The sequence below is a fragment of the Lentzea sp. NPDC051213 genome, assembly GCF_044455585.1.
GTDB lineage: Bacteria > Actinomycetota > Actinomycetes > Mycobacteriales > Pseudonocardiaceae > Lentzea.
Genome location: NZ_JBITEX010000014.1, coordinates 71,354 through 86,595, shown reverse-complemented (window position 1 = coordinate 86,595; position 15,242 = coordinate 71,354). Strand labels below are relative to the sequence as shown.

The following is a 15,242-nucleotide window of genomic DNA, read 5'->3' as shown; positions in this document are numbered from 1 at the left end:
CGCCTTGGCTACCGCGCCTTGGCTACCGCGCCTTGGCTACCGCGCCTTGGCTACCGCGCCTTGGCTACCGCGCCTTGGCTACCGCGCCTTGGCTACCGCGCCTTGGCTACAGGATCACCTGCGTCGCCTCCAGCCCCGCGACCGCCGACCGCACCGCGCCCGCGAAGTCCCAGAACAGCGCCGTCGTCGTGTGCTTGCGCTGCGCACCGGTGTTCGTCGTGAACATCCCCGCCCGCAACGGCGTGGTGGTCTCCACCTGCACCCCGGCACCCAGCAACGTCCGGTTCACGATGTTGCCCGGATCCGTGCCGTCCAGCGTCGGATGCGACGACGCGTCCACCGCCGAGATCCCCGCACCGGTCAACGCCGACACCACCCGCGCCCGCAGGTCCGCGTTCGCCCCGCCCACCAGCGCACACGCCGGGTTCGGCAACGGCCGCCAGTCGCGTTCCGCCTCCGTCACCGAACACCCGTGCAACGCCACCGCGTTCAACGCACCCGCCGCCAGCGACCGCGCGTAGTGATCATCGCAACCCGTCGACGTCACGTGCAGCTCGGCGTTCCCCGAAGCCCGCAGCCCCTCGAACATCCAGTAGTCCTGCACCGCACCCGAGGCGGCAAGGGTCGCCGGGTGATAGCCCGCGACCGCCAGCGCCAGCTCCGAGGTCCCCGGCTCGATCCCGCCCCCGTGCGGCGCGAACACCACTGTGCGCCCGAAAGCAGTGCGATCAAAAGCAGGGTGCCGCACCATCCGGCGCCCCCAGTCCACGCCCTCGTGCAACGCCGGATCCCGGTAGATCTCGCTGTAAGAGGCATATCCCGCGGCCGCACACGCCGTCACACAACGGGTCAGCAGCGGCGTAGCGGCCACCAACCCGAGAAACACACGCCTGGAAGTCCCCATGACCAAAAATTTAGGGGGTAAACCGTTCGGGGTGCGGCCGGAAAGTGCTCAGTTGATGAACACTTTCAGTTGTTGAGAGCCTCACGGGCAGCCATGGCCGCCCGGCACGCGTGCACAAAGCCCCAGAACACCTCAGTCGTCGTGTGCCGGCGATCCGACCGCGAGTTCTCCGCGAACATCGCCGTCCGCAGCGGCGTCGTCAGCTCCAGCTGCGCTCCCTGCCGCGACTTCGTCCGGTTCGCGATGTTCGCCCGGTCGTAGCCGCCCAGGATCGGGTGGTCCACCGCGTCGATCGTGTGGAACCCGGCGCGGCGCAGTCGCGTCAGCAGCTCCAGGCGCAGCAACGCGTCACGCCCGCCGACCAGCACCGCCCGGTCGTGATCGGCGAGCCCCGCCGCCGCGGCCGTGCAGCCGTGCAAGCCCAGAGCGTGCGACGCACCGGACACGAGCGTGCGGGCTACACGGTCGTCGCAGTTCGACGAGGTCACATGCAGCTCGTCATTGCCCAAAGCCCGCAGGCCCTCGAACATCCAGTAGTCGTGCGTCTGCCCGATCGGCACGCGCGTGCCGGGATGAAAACCCGCGATGGCGAGGCACAACTCGGACGTGCCGACCTCGATACCGCCACCGTGCGGGGCGAGTACGACGGACGGCGTGCGGGGCCGGTGCCGCTTGAAGCGACGCCGGTAGTCCACCCGTTCCACCAGTCGGGGGTCGGCGTAGAGGTCGGAGTTGGACGCGTAGACGTCTAACGCCGTCCACTGAGGCTGGGGTCTCATGGCGGGCGGAAGCTTAACCAATCACGCTCAGGGTCCTCGCCGACACGTCCAGCACCGCCGGCGCTCCGAGCGGCAACGACCACTGACCAGCGCAATGCCCGAACCCGAAGTCTCCCAGCACCGGCACCCCCAGCGGCAGCAACCGGTCCAGCAGCACCGGCGAGACATCCCCGCAGTCCGCCCAGGAGCCGAGCACGATCCCCGACACCCCGTCGAACCACCCCGCCCGCAGCAGCTGCGTCAGGATCCGGTCCAGCCGGTAAGGCTCCTCACCGATGTCCTCCAGCAACGCGATCGCACCCTCGGGCGGCGCCCACCGCGGCCCGCCCACCATCGCCGCCAGCAACGCGCAGTTCCCGCCCACCAGCACACCGCGCGCGGTCCCCGGCACCACCGGCGTCCCGGACGTCCACGACCGGGCATCCTCGAACAGCACGTCGCGCAACCGGGCCTGGGCCAGCGGATCACCGGCGAACGCGTGCGTGCCCGGCATCGGCCCGAACACCGTCGCGATCCCCGCCGCGTTGAGCTCCGCGTGCAGCACCGTCACATCCGACGAGCCCACGAAAACCCGCGGCGGCAGGTCCTTCCACGGCACGAGGTCGGTCATCCGCAGACACCCGTAGCCGCCGCGCACGCAGAACACGGCCTCGACCTCAGAGGACCACGCCGACACGAACTCGGCGGCCCGCGCCGCGTCCGACCCCGCCAAATAGGCCAGCGACCAGGGTTGCACCACAGGTGTGGTGACCTCGAGGCCCCACGACCGCAGCACCGCCACCCCCGCGGCGACCAGCTCCGGATCGGCCGGGCCCGCCGGCGAGACCAGCGCGACCCGGTCACCCGGCCGGAGCAGACTCACTCCGAGAGTTCCAGCACCGGAACACCCGGCGGGACGAACCCGAACACCTGCCCGTAGAACGACAGCTCCGCCTCCAGCGCCCGCTTGATCGACTCGGCCTTGCGGAAGCCGTGCTGCTCGCCCTCGAAGGTCAGGTAGGCGTGCGGGATCCCCGAACCGGCCAGGTCCGCGGCGAACCGGTCGGCCTGCTCCGGCGGGCAGATCTCGTCCTCCAGGCCCTGCAACAGCAGCACCGGGCCGGCCACCGACCGCGCCTTCGTCGACGGCGAACGATCGCGGTAGCGGTCCGCGGCCTCGGGCAGCGTGCCGACCAGGCCCTCGACGTAGCGGGACTCGAAGTCGTGCGTCTCGCCGCCCTCCGACGTCCAGCCCGCCAGATCCAGGATCGGGAACGCGACCATGCCGCACTGGTAGACGTCCGTGGACGTCAGCGACGCCGCCGACGTCCAGCCGCCCGCCGAGCCGCCCCGGATGCCCAGCCTCGCCGGGTCCGCGATGCCCTCCTTCGCCAGCTGCTGGGCGACGAACGCGCAGTCCTCCACGTCCACGACACCCCACTGCTCGCGCAGCCGCTCCCGGAACGCCCGGCCATAACCGGTGGAACCGCCGTAGTTCACCGCCACCACACCGATGCCGCGGCTGGTGAGGTAGGCGATGTCGGAGTCGAGCTTGGGCAGCGCCCGCCCGGTCGGCCCGCCGTGCACGTGCACCACGTACGGCGGCAGCTCACCCTCGGGCGCGGCGAAATCGGGGTTGGCGGGCGCGTAGACGTAGGCGGGGATCTCGCCGAACATCCGCTCGACCGGCACCGGCACGTAGGCGTCCTCCGGCAAGGACTCACCGCCGGTCAGATAGGTCAGCTCACCGTTGGACAGGTCCAGCCTCACCACCGCGAACTCCGAGGTGGGACCGGCCGCGCCGCACACCACCACGCCGTCGCGCACCGACAGGTCCGGCACCCACGTCGGCAGGTCGGTCTCCACGTCGGTCACCGTCGCGGAGCGTTCGTCGAGCACCGCCAGGTGCCCCGAGCGCACCACCAGGTAGCGGCCCGGCGCCAGCGTGGCGAACCAGCGGTTGCCCAGCCGCCACATCGGCCCGCCCAGCTCCTCCTCGCACGGAGCCAGGTTCTTGCGCGTGCCGTCGAGCGAGACGCGGAACAGGTTCCACCAGCCGTCCGGATCGGTCAGCGTCAGCAGCGAGTCGCCCTCCCACTCGAACTGGCACACCGCCTCCGTGCTCGACCCCGCCAGCACCCGGAAATCGGACGAACCGGCATCGGCCACGCACAACTCGGCGCCGTCCCACGGCATCTGCGGGTGGTCCCAGCCGATCCACGCGTACTTCGTGCCGTCCGGGCTGATCTTCGGGCCGGTCATGAAGTGGTGCGACGCCCCCAGCACCCGCACCTCACCGGCCGCGGTGATCGCCACCAGCTCGCGGCGCACGTCCGTGCGCGCGTCACCGGTGATCGTCTCCCGCACGCACCACACCTCACCGTCCGGACCCGCGGACAGGTCGGCATAACGGATCCCGTGATGGCGCTGCGGTTCCTCGGTCAGCGCCACCGGCGCCGGGTCGTCGGGGTTGAACACGTACACCCGCTGGTCGTCCCAATGCGTGAACGCCACCCTGTCCGGCGCCAGCACCACGAACGGCCGGCCGCCGTACTCGTGCACCCGGTTGCGGGCGTTCCACGGCGCGGGCAGCACGTCCACGCCATCGCGCACCAGCGCCACTCTGCCTGCCTCGGCCGGTCGGCTCTCCGCCCACCACACCTGCTCGCCGTGCAGGTCGGCCCACTGGAACCCACCCCCCGGCTTGGAGGTGTCGCCGGCAGCGATCGGCGAGGTCCACGTCCCGTACGAAGCGATCTTCACCACAACCCGACCCTATACGCGGAGTGTTTGGTGGGGGAGGACCTGCCGACGATCTCCCCGTGGCCTAGGGTCGTTACTGCCATGGCTCGTGTCATCCACGTATTCCGCGCCCCCGACCGGTTCGTCGCAGGAACCGTCGGGCAGCCCGGCGACCGCACCTTCTACCTGCAGGCCTCAGAGCAGAGCAGGCTGATCAGCGTCGCCCTGGAAAAGCAGCAGGTACAGGTCCTCGCCGAACGCATCGGCTCGCTGCTCGAGGAGGTGCACCGCCGCTTCGGGGACGACGTCCCCGACGACGCGCCACCGGACGACCTCGACACCCAGCCGCTCGACGTACCGGTCGAGGAGGAGTTCCGCGTCGGCACCATGGGACTGGGCTGGGACGCCGAGTCCAAAGCCGTCGTGATCGAGCTCCTCGCGGTCTCCGAGGAGGAGGTCGACGAGGCCGTCGTGCTCGACGACACCGAGGAGGGCCCCGACGCCGTGCGGGTCTTCCTCAGCCCGGTCGCCGCCCGCGCCTTCGCCGAGCGCGCCGACCGCGTCGTCAACGCCGGCCGCAAACCCTGCCCCCTGTGCGCCGAACCGCTCGACCCCGACGGCCACATCTGCCCGCGGCAGAACGGCTACCGCCGCACCGAAGAAGACTGACGTGGACACCTCCGCGGCCGTGGAGTTGCTGACCCACGGCCGCATCGAGGTCGAGGGCCGTCTGGTCGACGCCTCCAACGCGACACTGTTCTGCAAGATCACGCTGGACGGCGCCGAGGCCCAGTGCGTCTACAAGCCCGTGCGCGGGGAACGGCCGCTGTGGGACTTCCCCGACGGCACCCTCGCCGGCCGTGAGGTCGCCACCTACCTGATCTCCGCCGCCGCGGGCCTGCACCTGGTGCCGCCCACGGTGCTGCGGCCCGGCCCGTTCGGCAGCGGCATGGTCCAGCTGTGGATCGAGACCCGCGAAGAGGACGAGCTCGTCGACATCATCGGCGTCGACGACGTCCAACCCGGCTGGATCCCCGTCTTCCACGCCCACGACCGCTTCGGCGACCCCGCCGTGCTCGTGCACGCCGACCACCCGCGCATCGCCCTGATGTCCGCGTTCGACGTGGTCGTCAACAACGCCGACCGCAAGGGCGGCCACGTCCTGCACGCCCTGGACGGCTCGGTGTACGGCGTCGACCACGGCATCTGCCTGCACGCCGAACCCAAACTGCGCACCGTGCTGTGGGGCTGGGCCCGCGAACCCCTGCCGGCCGAGGTGCTGGAGTCGCTGCGGCGCCTCAGATCGTCGCTCGACGGCGAGCTGGGGGAGACGCTGCACGACCACCTCACCCGCGCCGAGGTCCGCGCGGTCGGCGAACGCACCGACAAGCTCCTCGCGGCGGGGGTGTTCCCGGAGCCGTCCGGGGACTGGCCCGCCATTCCGTGGCCCGCGTTCTGAGCGTCCCGGTAGCGTCGAGTCGTGTGAGCGACATCGACGAGATCCGCGCCCTGACCCACCGCTACGCGCTGCTGCTCGACACCGTCACCGACGACGGCATCGACCAGGTCTTCACCGAGGACGCCGTCTTCGACGCCACCGCCATCGACCTGCCCGTGCTCACCGGCCGCGAGGCGATCCGCGGGTTCTGGCGGGCGATCTTCGAGCTCACCACCCACACCGCGCACACCGTCTCCAATCACCTGGTCGATCCCGACGGCGCGACCGGCACGTACTACCTGCGCGCCGAGATGATGTACAAGGACGGCAGCACCTCCCTGGTCACCGTCCTGAACACCGACACCTACCGGCGCACCGAGCACGGCCTGCGCATCGCCCACCGCACCGTCCGGCCACTGCTGCCGCTGGTCCGCACCTCCCGCTAGGCGCTATTGCGCGCCCACTGTCACAACCAATTGAGATAAACCCGGATTGACGCGCGGATCATTGCGGTCCTATCGTCATCACGGGGGTTCTGACCTGCGTGAACATTTGATTTGTGAATGCGGGAAATGGTTGACATGGCTCATTTCGAACGGATCGTCGTGGTCGGTGCGGCCGGCCTCGGCGCGCTGGCCGCGGCGTGCCTGGCGCGACGATTCGGGCCGGTCCACCTCATCGGCCCCAGCACCGACGCGCCCGCCGGCGTGCACCGCTACCCGCTGGCCACCGTCCGCGACTTCGACCTCGACACCCCCGCGGTCATCGTCGACAACGACGGCGGCCGCCTGCAGCGCCTGGTGTGCGACCGGCTCGTGATCGTCGGCTGGCCCGTGCCTCTGCTGCCGGTCAACCGGTGGGTGATCGACGGCAAGGTCGCCATCGCCGGCGACGGCGCGGACCTGCGCCTGCTGGCGACCTGCTTCGATGCCAACGCGCTGTGGCGCCCGGCGCTCGCGGACTACCAAATCCGCCGACAGGCGGGCGCGGGATCGCTAGCCTGAGTTGGGTGATCGACGACATCGACGACGCTGCCAGAGCCCGGCTCATCAGACGTTTCGGCGACAGCGTGACCGGGTGGATCGACACACTGCCCGACCTGATCTCCGCCCTCACCGCCCGCTGGGGCCTCACCGTCGTCGAACTCATGCCCGGCGGCACCGGCGCCACCTTCCGGTGCACCAGCGCCGTGCTGAAGGTGACGCCCGACCACGACATCGCCGCCCACGAAGCCAAAGCGCTCACCGCCTGGGCCGACACGCCCGCGATGGTCGGCCTGCTCGACACCGACCTCGCCCGCGGCGCCCTGCTGCTCGAAACGATCACGCCCGGCACCGAGGCCCACGATCCCGCTCTGGTCGTGCCGCAGCTGCACCGGGCAGACCCCGCGGGCTTCCCGCCGCTCAAAACGCGGGTCGACTTCCTGTTCGAGACCGTGCTGACCCGGCGCACCGGCAGCTACTACGCCACCGAACACCACCGTGCCCGCAAACTCGCCGACGACAACGTGCCGTCCGTGCTGCTGCACGGCGACATGCACCCCGGCAACGTCCTGCAAGGCCCGCACGGCCCGGTGGCGATCGACCCGCGCGCGTGCGTCGGCGACCCGGCGGTCGACTGGATGGACTTCGTGCACGGCGGCTACGATCTGCACGGCGCCGACGTCGACCTCGACCGCGTCCACGAGTGGCTCACCGCCTTCAAACCCTTCTACGGCTAGGGTTCGCGCGTGCGTTCCCACGACTACGGCCGCGACATCCTCTCGACGCCGAAACGCAAGAAGGTCCCCGAGATCGAGGCCGAGCCCGGCCTGGTCGTCGAGGACCCCGCCAGCGGTTTCTGCGGCGCCGTCGTGAAGTTCGAACACGGCCACGTCGTCCTGGAGGACCGCCACGGCCGGCACCGCCTGTTCCCGCTCACGCCCGCCGGGTTCCTCGTCGACGGCCAGCCGGTGACGCTGGTCAAACCGGCGCCGCAGCAACAGAAACCCCGCGTCAGCGCGTCCGGGTCGGTCAAGGTCGAAGGGCTGCGCGCCCAGACCGCCAAGGCCAGCCGCATCTGGGTCGAGGGCAAACACGACGCCGAGCTCGTCGAACGCGTCTGGGGCCACGACCTGCGCGTCGAAGGCATCGTCGTCGAACCCCTCGACGGCATCGACGAACTCCCGCACCGCATCCAGGAGTTCGGCACCGCCCCGAACCGCCGCCTCGGCGTCCTGGTCGACCACCTCGTCGCCAATTCCAAGGAACAGCGCATCGTCGACCAGGTCCGCGACGAGAACGTCCTGGTGACCGGCCACCCCTACATCGACATCTGGCAGGCCGTGAAGCCCCAGGCGCTCAGGATCGAGGCCTGGCCGGTGATCGCGCGCGGCACGGACTGGAAGCAGGGCGTCTGCGACAGGCTGGGCTGGGGCGAGACGTGGGAAGGCTGGCAGCGGGTGCTCACCGCGGTGGGGAACTACCGCGACATCGAGCCCGATCTGCTCGGCGCGGTCGAGCGGTTGATCGATTTCGTCACGGTCGAGGGACCAGCACGGTGAATCTTGGCGCCGGGTGCCTCACGTTGGTGTATGTATGGGCCCATGGCCGCGCTGATCTGGCTGATCGTCGGGATACTGCTCGTCGTCGCCGAGGTTCTCTCCGGTGACTTCGTGCTGGTCATGCTCGGCGCCGCCGCGCTGGCCGCGGCGGGCGTGACCGCGCTGGGTGTCGGAGACCTGGTGAGCGTGCTCGTGTTCGCGGCCTCGTCGGTCGGCCTGATCGTCGGAGCCAGGCCGCTGCTCAAGAAGCGGCTGCAGCTCGGTTCCGGCATCCGGATGCACCACGAGGCGCTGCTCGGCAGCAGGGCCGTCGCGGTGTCCCGGGTGGACGAGCACGGCGGGCAGGTCAAGATCGGCGGCGACACCTGGAGCGCACGCACCCTCGACGGGTCCGTGATCGAAGAAGGCGACGCCGTCACAGTTGTCGAGATCTCGGGCGCGATGGCCGTGGTGATCGCCGCGGTATGACCGCTCCCAGGAGGGTGTGAACCGAGTTGGACCCGATCACCGCTGTGGTCGTGGCCGTAATCGCCATCTTCGTGCTGACCATCGCCATCAAATCGGTGCTGGTCATCCCGCAGGCGCAGGCCGCCGTCATCGAACGCCTCGGCCGCTACCGCAACACCGCGGCACCCGGCCTGAACATCATCGTCCCGTTCATCGACAAGGTCAGGGCCCGCATCGACCTGCGCGAGCAGGTCGTGTCGTTCCCGCCGCAGCCGGTGATCACCCAGGACAACCTGACAGTCTCGATCGACACGGTCGTCTACTTCCAGGTCACCGAGCCGCGCAGCGCGGTGTACGAGATCTCCAACTACATCGTCGGTGTCGAGCAGCTCACCATCACGACGCTGCGCAACCTCGTCGGCGGCATGAGCCTGGAGGAGACCCTCACCTCGCGTGACCACATCAACGGTCAGCTGCGCGGCGTGCTCGACGAGGCCACCGGCCGCTGGGGCCTGCGCGTGGCCCGCGTCGAGCTGAAGTCGATCGACCCTCCACCGTCCATTCAGGACTCGATGGAGAAGCAGATGCGCGCCGACCGCGAGAAGCGCGCCATGATCCTCACCGCCGAGGGCCAGCGGGAGTCGTCCATCAAGATGGCCGAGGGCCAGAAGCAGTCGCAGATCCTCGCCGCCGAGGGCGCCAAGCAGGCCGCGATCCTCACCGCCGAGGCCGAGCGGCAGTCCTCGATCCTGCGGGCACAGGGTGAACGTGCCGCCCGCTACCTTCAGGCGCAGGGTCAGGCCAAAGCCATCGAGAAGGTCTTCGGCGCGATCAAGGACGGCAAGCCGACGCCGGAGGTGCTGGCGTACCAGTACCTGCAGACGCTGCCGCAGATGGCGCAGGGCGACGCGAACAAGGTCTGGATGATCCCGTCGGACTTCGGCAAGGCCCTCGAAGGCTTCGCCCGCATGCTCGGCGCCCCCGGTGACGACGGCGTGTTCCGCTACGAGCCGCCGGCCGACACCGACCAGCGGCCCAGGCCGGAGGAGGACGACGCGTCGGTCGCCGAGTGGTTCGACACCGCACCGGACCCCGCCGTCGCCGCCGCCGTCGCGGCCGCGGAGGCCGTGGCCCGCAAGGAAGTGCCCAGCCCGCTGAGCATCCCCAAGCCGGTCGCCGCCGGGTCCCCGCTCCCGGAGCTGGAAGCCGAGCAGCCCCGGTCACTGCACCAGCCGGACGAACAGGTCTGAGTTCACCTCACAAGCGGCCCGTCCCCACCTGGGGGCGGGCCGCTTGTGCATTCTACCTGCGGAAACAGAAAGTGCGGAAAAATTCTGGGTCAGGTGTCGATCGAACGCGCGGCCCGTTCGACCTGAGCGTGAAAGGGTCCACAACGGACCCGCACGAACCACTGGGAGAGACCATCATGAAGTTCATGTTGATCTGGCGTGCCACCGACGAGGGTTTCGCGAACTTGGGCGAGATCGACTTCGACCAGATGCTCGAGACCGTCGGCCGGTTCAACGAGGAGTTGATCGAGGCCGGCGTCCTGATCGCCGCCGAAGGCCTGGCCGACCCGAACGAGGGCGTCGTCGTCGACTTCTCCAGCGAACCGCCGGTCGTCACCGACGGCCCGTACGGGGAGACCAAGGAGCTGTTCAACGGCTTCTACCTGATCAACGTCCCCACCATCGAGGACGCCGTCGAATGGGCCAAGCGCACGCCGCTGAGCGGTCCCGGCTTCAAGACCGAGATCCGCCGCGTCCCGACGATCGACGAGTTCCCGCAGGACAACGAGTGGATCAAGAAGGAACGGGCCTGGCGCGAGAAGACCAACCAGCTCTGATCTGCTGTGTTTGATCTAATTGGGGACCCATGAGCGACCCCACGGGCCGCAAGGCCGTCGCGGCGGTGTGGCGCATCGACTCCGCGAGGATCATCGGTGCGCTCACCCGCTACACCGGCGACTTCGCGCTGGCCGAGGACCTCGCCCAGGAAGCCCTGGCCGAGGCGCTGGTGACGTGGCCGCGCGAGGGCGTGCCGAACAACCCGGCCGGGTGGTTGCTCACGGTCGGGCGGCGCCGCGCGATCGACGCGTTCCGCCGCCGCAGCACCCGTGACGAGAAGTACGCCGCCCTGGCCCACAACCTGGCCGAGGGCGGCGCTCTCACCGGCGCCCTCGATCCCGGGCCCGCACCGGACGACGTGCTGTGGGACCCGGACCAGATCGACGACGACACCCTCAAGCTGGTCTTCACCTCGTGTCACCCGGTGCTGTCGCGCGAGGCCGGGGTGGCGCTGACCCTGCGCGTGATCGGCGGTCTGACCAGCGACGAGATCGCGCGGGCGTTCCTGGTGCCCACCGCGACCGTGCAGGCCCGCATCACCAGGGCCAAGAAGACCCTCGGCGCGGCGAACGTGCCGTTCGAGGTCCCGCCGGTCAGCGAACGGCCCGTGCGGCTCGCCCAGGTGCTCAGCGTGATCTACCTGATCTTCACCGAGGGCTCGTCGGCCAGCTCCGGTGACGAGGTGATCCGCCTGGACCTCGCGGGGGAGGCGCAGCGGCTGGCGCGGATCCTGTCGCGGCTGATGCCCGAGGAGCCCGAGGTCCACAGTCTGCTGGCGTTGCTGGAACTCACCGCCGCCCGGTTCCCCGCCCGCCGCGGCCCCGACGGCGAGACCGTGCTGCTGGAAGACCAGGACCGCCGGCGCTGGGACCGTTCCGCGATCGCCCGCGGCCGTGCCGCGCTCGCCAAGGCCGCCGACGCCGGCCGTGGCTACGGCTACTACGGGCTGCAGGCCGCGATCGCCGAATGCCACGCCCTGGCGCCGTCGGTGGAGGAGACCGACTGGGCGCGCATCGTCGCGCTCTACGACGGCCTCGGCCGGCTCGCGCCGTCGCCGGTCGTGCAGCTCAACCGCGCGGTCGCCGTCTCCATGGCCCAGGGGCCCGCCGCGGCACTGCCGATCGTCGACGAACTCGCCACCGCGGACGCGTTCGCGCAGTCGCACCAACTACCCGGAGTACGCGGCGAACTGCTGCGCCGACTGGGCCGCACGGACGAGGCGCGGGCCGCGTTGCAGGAGGCGATTCGCTTGTGCGGCAACGAACGTGAGCGCCGAATGCTGGAACGCAAACTCGCCGCCCTCTAACCCCCGTCCGGGTGACGCACGCGGGGGCCTCACGTCCGCTCAGAGTGTACGAAGGGTCCCCGCGTGGCAATCGGCAAGCACGGGCGGTGATCCGGGGTTCCGATAGGGCTACTTGTGTGGCACTCGACCAGGCGACGAGTGTTTGATGTTGTGATGAACTCGCTGCCCGCCGCCGTGGCCGACGCTCTCGTCGAGGCCGACGGCGAGGGCACCGACTGGCCCGCCTGCTGGCAGGCCCTCACCGCCGTGTCGGTGGAGCTGCAGTCGTTGCTGGTCACCGATTCCGGCCCAGAACTGGTCGCGTTGATCGAGCAGATCGTCACCCAGCTGGCGGACGGAGTGGCGGGCAGCCGAAGACACCGGGTCGAGCTGGCCGAACTGGCCCACCGGGTGCTGGGCACGCACGCCCGCGCGTGCGCGCAGACCCGCCCCGACCCGATCCGGCTCGCCGACTGGCTGCTCGACCTGCAGTTGCGTCACCCCGAGGCCCCCGAGGTCAGCCTCGCCGGCTACGCCGAGGCCCTCGACGACGACGGCCTGGCCCACTACCGCGAGCGCGCCGTCGCCTTGTTCGAGCCGCTGCCGGTGATCGGGTTCGGCGAGACCGGCCGCTACGACCGCGCCCGCTGGGCCCTGCTGCGCGTGATGGAAGAACTCGCCGAGTACACCGAGGACGTGGACCTGCAGCTGCTGGTGCTGTCCAAGGACCTGTCCTCGGGCTGGCACTACCTGCAGGTCGCGACCGTGCTGCGCGACAACCACCGCTCCGACGAGGCCCTCGAGTGGGTCGAACGAGGCCTGCACGCCACCGGCGGCCGCGGCGCGGCACTGCGGCTGATCGACCTCGCCGTGGAGGAACACCTGCGCCGCGCGGCCCCGCACCGGGCCGTGGCCGTGTGCCGCGACGCGTTCATCGCCCGCCCCAACCTCGACGTCTACCTCAAGATCCGCGCTCTGGTCGTGCACACCGACGACTGGCCGCCGCTGCGCGCCGAACTGGTCGACCACCTCGTGCGCGACGGCAGCCGTCTCGCGATCGAGGTCTACCGGCGCATCGTCGAGGTGGAGCTCGCCCGCCGCGGCATCGAGGAGCAGGAACTCCTGGTCGAATGGCTGCAACAACTACGCGGCCTGCAGCCCGACGCGTTCGCCGACTACCTGGAGCACATCCGGTCGCGTCACGTCGCGGACCGCGAACTGCTCGACGAGTTGTCCCGGCGCGGATTCTAGGCGTTTCCGTTTCGGATAGTCCGTCCTCGTAATATCCTACTTCGCATGACCGAGGCCGGAGGGAGTCCGGTCCGCCCACGGCCGAGCACGCTCCAGCTGGGCGGACACCGACAGCAGCGTGCACTCGTCGTGCTGGCGGCCCACGAGCTGCACCGCGAGCGGCAGGCCCGACGAGGTGCGGCCGGCGGGCACGGACGCGGCGGGGTTGCCGACGATGTTCCACAACGGCAGGAACGTCGTGTAGCGGGCGGCCGCGAGCAGCGCCGTCACCACGTTCTGCCCGTCCCACTCGCCGACGCGGATCGGCGGCCTGGTCAGCGCCGGGGTCAGCAGCACGTCCACCGAGGAGAACACCCGGTTCGCGTACGCGGTGAGCGCGGCGTCGTCCTTGCTGGCCCAGCGCACCGCGGCACGCGGGAAACGGCGGCCCAGCTCACCGACCGCGCGGGTGCGGGGCTCGACCAGGTCCGGGAACTCCATGCCCGTGCGCGCCAGGTAGGCGTTGTGCAGGTACCGCACGGCGAACTGCGTCGAGGCCGACAGGTCCTTCATCGGCGGGTCCAGGCGCACCACGTCGTGACCGAGATCGGTCAGCAGCGCGGCGGTGTCCTGCACGACGTCGCGGACCTCACCGGCGATCGGGATGCCGGGACCCCACGGCCGCAGCGACACCCCGATCCGCAACCGGCCGGGATCAGCGCCCGCGGCCTGCACGAAGCTCGTGCGCGGCGGATGCGCGACGTGCGGATCACCGGGCACCGCGCCGTGGATCTGGTCGGCGACCAACGCCCAGTCCAGCACCGTGCGGGTGATCGGCCCCGCCACCACCAGACCGCCCCACACCTCGCGTTCCGGTGCCAGCGAGACCCGGCCGCGCTGGGGCTTGAGGCCGAACAGGCCCGTCACCGCGGCGGGGATGCGGATCGACCCGGCGCCGTCGGTACCGATCGCGGCCGCCGCGAGACCCGCCGCGACGGCCGCGGCGGAGCCACCGCTGGACCCGCCGGGGGAGTGCGTGAGCGACCACGGGTTGCGCGTCGGCCCGGCCCAGCCGCTCTCGGTGTAGGGCCACAGGCCGAGCTCGGGCATGCGGGTGCGGCCGACGATGACCGCGCCGGCCTGGCGCAGCCGCTGCACGATCGCCGAGTCCTCGGGCTCGGGCGTGCGGGCGGCGTTCGTGCCCTTCGTCGTGGGCAGGCCCGCGATCGCGATGTCCTCCTTGACCGCGATCGGCACCCCCAGCAGCGGCGCGTCCTCACCGGCGGCCCGGCGCGCATCGGCCTGCTCGGCCTGCGCCAGCGCCTGCTCGGCGAAGACCAGCCGGAACGCGTTGAGCTGCGGATCGACGCGCTCGATGCGGCCCAGGTGCTCGGCGACGAGGTCACGCGAGCTCACCTCGCCGGACCGGATCGCGTCGGCCTGCCTGGCCACCCCGGCGAAACACAGCTCCGTCAGCTCCATGAACCGACCCTAAGCGCCGAACGGTGATCTACGGAATGGGAGTAGTACGTATGAGAGTCCTCGCGATGGCCACCGCCGTCCTCGTCGCGGTGAGCACCACCCTGGTGGCCTCACTGCCCGCCCAGGCGGCGCCGTCCGTCTCCCGCGCGGAGCTGATCAGCCGCGCGAGGGTGTGGCAGACGGCCAACAACGGCGGACCCGTCCCGTACAGCCAGAACCACTACTGGACCGACGGCTACCGGCAGGACTGCTCCGGCTACGTCTCGATGGCCGCCAAGCTCCCGGCCCCCGGTGCGATCACCATCGACCTCAACGATCGCCTCCACTCCAGCGGCATCGACATGGTCGACCTCAGGCAGGGCGACATCGTGGTCAACCCCGTGGGCGACAGCGCCAACGGCCGCCACGTCGTGATCTTCGACCGCTGGGTCAGCCAGTACAAGACCAGCTACTACGCCTACGAACAGCGCAGCGGCGCCGGCACCAGCTACCGGGTGCTGCGCTACGGCCTCGTCGCCGGCGACAACTACCGGGCGCGGCGACTGCTCAACGTGACCGGCTGAGGTG

Annotated in this window: 17 protein-coding genes; 12 read left to right on the top strand and 5 right to left on the bottom strand. The window is 70.5% G+C overall.

The genetic code is table 11. The features are described 5' to 3' along the window. Positions 1–106: 106 nt before the first annotated feature. The 4 genes from ACIA8G_RS42300 to ACIA8G_RS42285 all read right to left on the bottom strand — a co-directional run bounded on the left by ACIA8G_RS42300 (position 107) and on the right by ACIA8G_RS42285 (position 4,428). The gene (locus ACIA8G_RS42300) at positions 107–904 is read right to left on the bottom strand and encodes a poly-gamma-glutamate hydrolase family protein (protein ID WP_396424463.1); all 798 of its coding nucleotides are present in this window, start codon (positions 902–904) and stop codon (positions 107–109) included. A 65-nt stretch (positions 905–969) separates the two neighbouring features. Next, positions 970–1,683 carry a poly-gamma-glutamate hydrolase family protein gene (locus tag ACIA8G_RS42295; protein WP_396424462.1) on the bottom strand — a complete coding sequence of 238 codons (714 nt, stop codon included), beginning with the start codon at positions 1,681–1,683 and terminating at the stop codon, positions 970–972. Between the two features lie 13 nt (positions 1,684–1,696). Beyond that, positions 1,697–2,545 (bottom strand): LD-carboxypeptidase, encoded by an 849-nt coding sequence (locus ACIA8G_RS42290; RefSeq protein WP_396424461.1) that lies wholly within the window; start codon positions 2,543–2,545, stop codon positions 1,697–1,699. Continuing rightward, on the bottom strand, positions 2,542–4,428 hold the full coding sequence (locus ACIA8G_RS42285) for a prolyl oligopeptidase family serine peptidase (protein WP_396424460.1): 1,887 nt from the start codon (positions 4,426–4,428) through the stop codon (positions 2,542–2,544). Before ACIA8G_RS42285 ends, ACIA8G_RS42290 begins: the two co-directional genes overlap by 4 nt. 78 nt (positions 4,429–4,506) lie before the next feature. Here ACIA8G_RS42285 and ACIA8G_RS42280 point away from each other — a divergent pair, with 78 nt between their 5' ends. The 11 genes from ACIA8G_RS42280 to ACIA8G_RS42230 all read left to right on the top strand — a co-directional run bounded on the left by ACIA8G_RS42280 (position 4,507) and on the right by ACIA8G_RS42230 (position 13,214). Continuing rightward, positions 4,507–5,073: a DUF3090 domain-containing protein gene (locus ACIA8G_RS42280; RefSeq protein ID WP_396424459.1), complete on the top strand. Its 567-nt coding sequence runs from the start codon at positions 4,507–4,509 to the stop codon at positions 5,071–5,073. A 1-nt stretch (position 5,074) separates the two neighbouring features. Beyond that, the gene (locus ACIA8G_RS42275) at positions 5,075–5,863 is read left to right on the top strand and encodes an SCO1664 family protein (protein WP_396424458.1); all 789 of its coding nucleotides are present in this window, start codon (positions 5,075–5,077) and stop codon (positions 5,861–5,863) included. A 23-nt stretch (positions 5,864–5,886) separates the two neighbouring features. Further along, complete coding sequence (locus ACIA8G_RS42270) at positions 5,887–6,288, top strand: nuclear transport factor 2 family protein (protein WP_396424457.1); 402 nt, start codon at positions 5,887–5,889, stop codon at positions 6,286–6,288. A gap of 135 nt (positions 6,289–6,423) precedes the next feature. After that, positions 6,424–6,846 carry a hypothetical protein gene (locus tag ACIA8G_RS42265; RefSeq protein ID WP_396424456.1) on the top strand — a complete coding sequence of 141 codons (423 nt, stop codon included), beginning with the start codon at positions 6,424–6,426 and terminating at the stop codon, positions 6,844–6,846. A 5-nt stretch (positions 6,847–6,851) separates the two neighbouring features. Continuing rightward, positions 6,852–7,562 carry an aminoglycoside phosphotransferase family protein gene (locus tag ACIA8G_RS42260; protein WP_396424455.1) on the top strand — a complete coding sequence of 237 codons (711 nt, stop codon included), beginning with the start codon at positions 6,852–6,854 and terminating at the stop codon, positions 7,560–7,562. Between the two features lie 9 nt (positions 7,563–7,571). Beyond that, positions 7,572–8,384: a DUF3097 domain-containing protein gene (locus ACIA8G_RS42255; RefSeq protein ID WP_396424454.1), complete on the top strand. Its 813-nt coding sequence runs from the start codon at positions 7,572–7,574 to the stop codon at positions 8,382–8,384. Positions 8,385–8,426: 42 nt separating this feature from the next. Further along, a complete protein-coding gene (locus ACIA8G_RS42250; protein ID WP_396424453.1) occupies positions 8,427–8,852 on the top strand; it encodes an NfeD family protein in 426 nt (141 codons plus the stop codon). Between the two features lie 44 nt (positions 8,853–8,896). Beyond that, positions 8,897–10,081, top strand: a complete 1,185-nt coding sequence (locus ACIA8G_RS42245) for an SPFH domain-containing protein (protein WP_396424515.1) — start codon at positions 8,897–8,899, stop codon at positions 10,079–10,081. Between the two features lie 176 nt (positions 10,082–10,257). Next, positions 10,258–10,677, top strand: a complete 420-nt coding sequence (locus tag ACIA8G_RS42240; RefSeq protein WP_396424452.1) for a YciI family protein — start codon at positions 10,258–10,260, stop codon at positions 10,675–10,677. Positions 10,678–10,706: 29 nt separating this feature from the next. Continuing rightward, complete coding sequence (locus tag ACIA8G_RS42235) at positions 10,707–11,984, top strand: RNA polymerase sigma factor (RefSeq protein ID WP_396424451.1); 1,278 nt, start codon at positions 10,707–10,709, stop codon at positions 11,982–11,984. Between the two features lie 153 nt (positions 11,985–12,137). Beyond that, entirely contained in the window at positions 12,138–13,214 is a 1,077-nt protein-coding gene (locus ACIA8G_RS42230) for a hypothetical protein (RefSeq protein ID WP_396424450.1), read from the top strand. Positions 13,215–13,250: 36 nt separating this feature from the next. Here the strand turns inward: ACIA8G_RS42230 and ACIA8G_RS42225 are convergent, their stop codons facing one another. Then, positions 13,251–14,675 (bottom strand): amidase, encoded by a 1,425-nt coding sequence (locus ACIA8G_RS42225; RefSeq protein WP_396424449.1) that lies wholly within the window; start codon positions 14,673–14,675, stop codon positions 13,251–13,253. A 50-nt stretch (positions 14,676–14,725) separates the two neighbouring features. On the opposite strand from ACIA8G_RS42225, the gene ACIA8G_RS42220 reads away from it, so the two are divergent. After that, positions 14,726–15,238 (top strand): hypothetical protein, encoded by a 513-nt coding sequence (locus ACIA8G_RS42220; RefSeq protein WP_396424448.1) that lies wholly within the window; start codon positions 14,726–14,728, stop codon positions 15,236–15,238. Positions 15,239–15,242: the final 4 nt, after the last annotated feature.

What these genes read in the sequence shown, in the direction of transcription:
- ACIA8G_RS42300 (WP_396424463.1), bottom strand. Translation starts at nt 904, where the DNA reads ATGGGGACTTCCAGGCGTGTGTTTCTCGGGTTGGTGGCCGCTACGCCG.
- ACIA8G_RS42295 (WP_396424462.1), bottom strand. Translation starts at nt 1,683, where the DNA reads ATGAGACCCCAGCCTCAGTGGACGGCGTTAGACGTCTACGCGTCCAAC.
- ACIA8G_RS42280 (WP_396424459.1), top strand. Translation starts at nt 4,507, where the DNA reads ATGGCTCGTGTCATCCACGTATTCCGCGCCCCCGACCGGTTCGTCGCA.
- ACIA8G_RS42265 (WP_396424456.1), top strand. Translation starts at nt 6,424, where the DNA reads ATGGCTCATTTCGAACGGATCGTCGTGGTCGGTGCGGCCGGCCTCGGC.
- ACIA8G_RS42250 (WP_396424453.1), top strand. Translation starts at nt 8,427, where the DNA reads ATGGCCGCGCTGATCTGGCTGATCGTCGGGATACTGCTCGTCGTCGCC.
- ACIA8G_RS42240 (WP_396424452.1), top strand. Translation starts at nt 10,258, where the DNA reads ATGAAGTTCATGTTGATCTGGCGTGCCACCGACGAGGGTTTCGCGAAC.
- ACIA8G_RS42235 (WP_396424451.1), top strand. Translation starts at nt 10,707, where the DNA reads ATGAGCGACCCCACGGGCCGCAAGGCCGTCGCGGCGGTGTGGCGCATC.
- ACIA8G_RS42230 (WP_396424450.1), top strand. Translation starts at nt 12,138, where the DNA reads ATGAACTCGCTGCCCGCCGCCGTGGCCGACGCTCTCGTCGAGGCCGAC.
- ACIA8G_RS42225 (WP_396424449.1), bottom strand. Translation starts at nt 14,675, where the DNA reads ATGGAGCTGACGGAGCTGTGTTTCGCCGGGGTGGCCAGGCAGGCCGAC.
- ACIA8G_RS42220 (WP_396424448.1), top strand. Translation starts at nt 14,726, where the DNA reads ATGAGAGTCCTCGCGATGGCCACCGCCGTCCTCGTCGCGGTGAGCACC.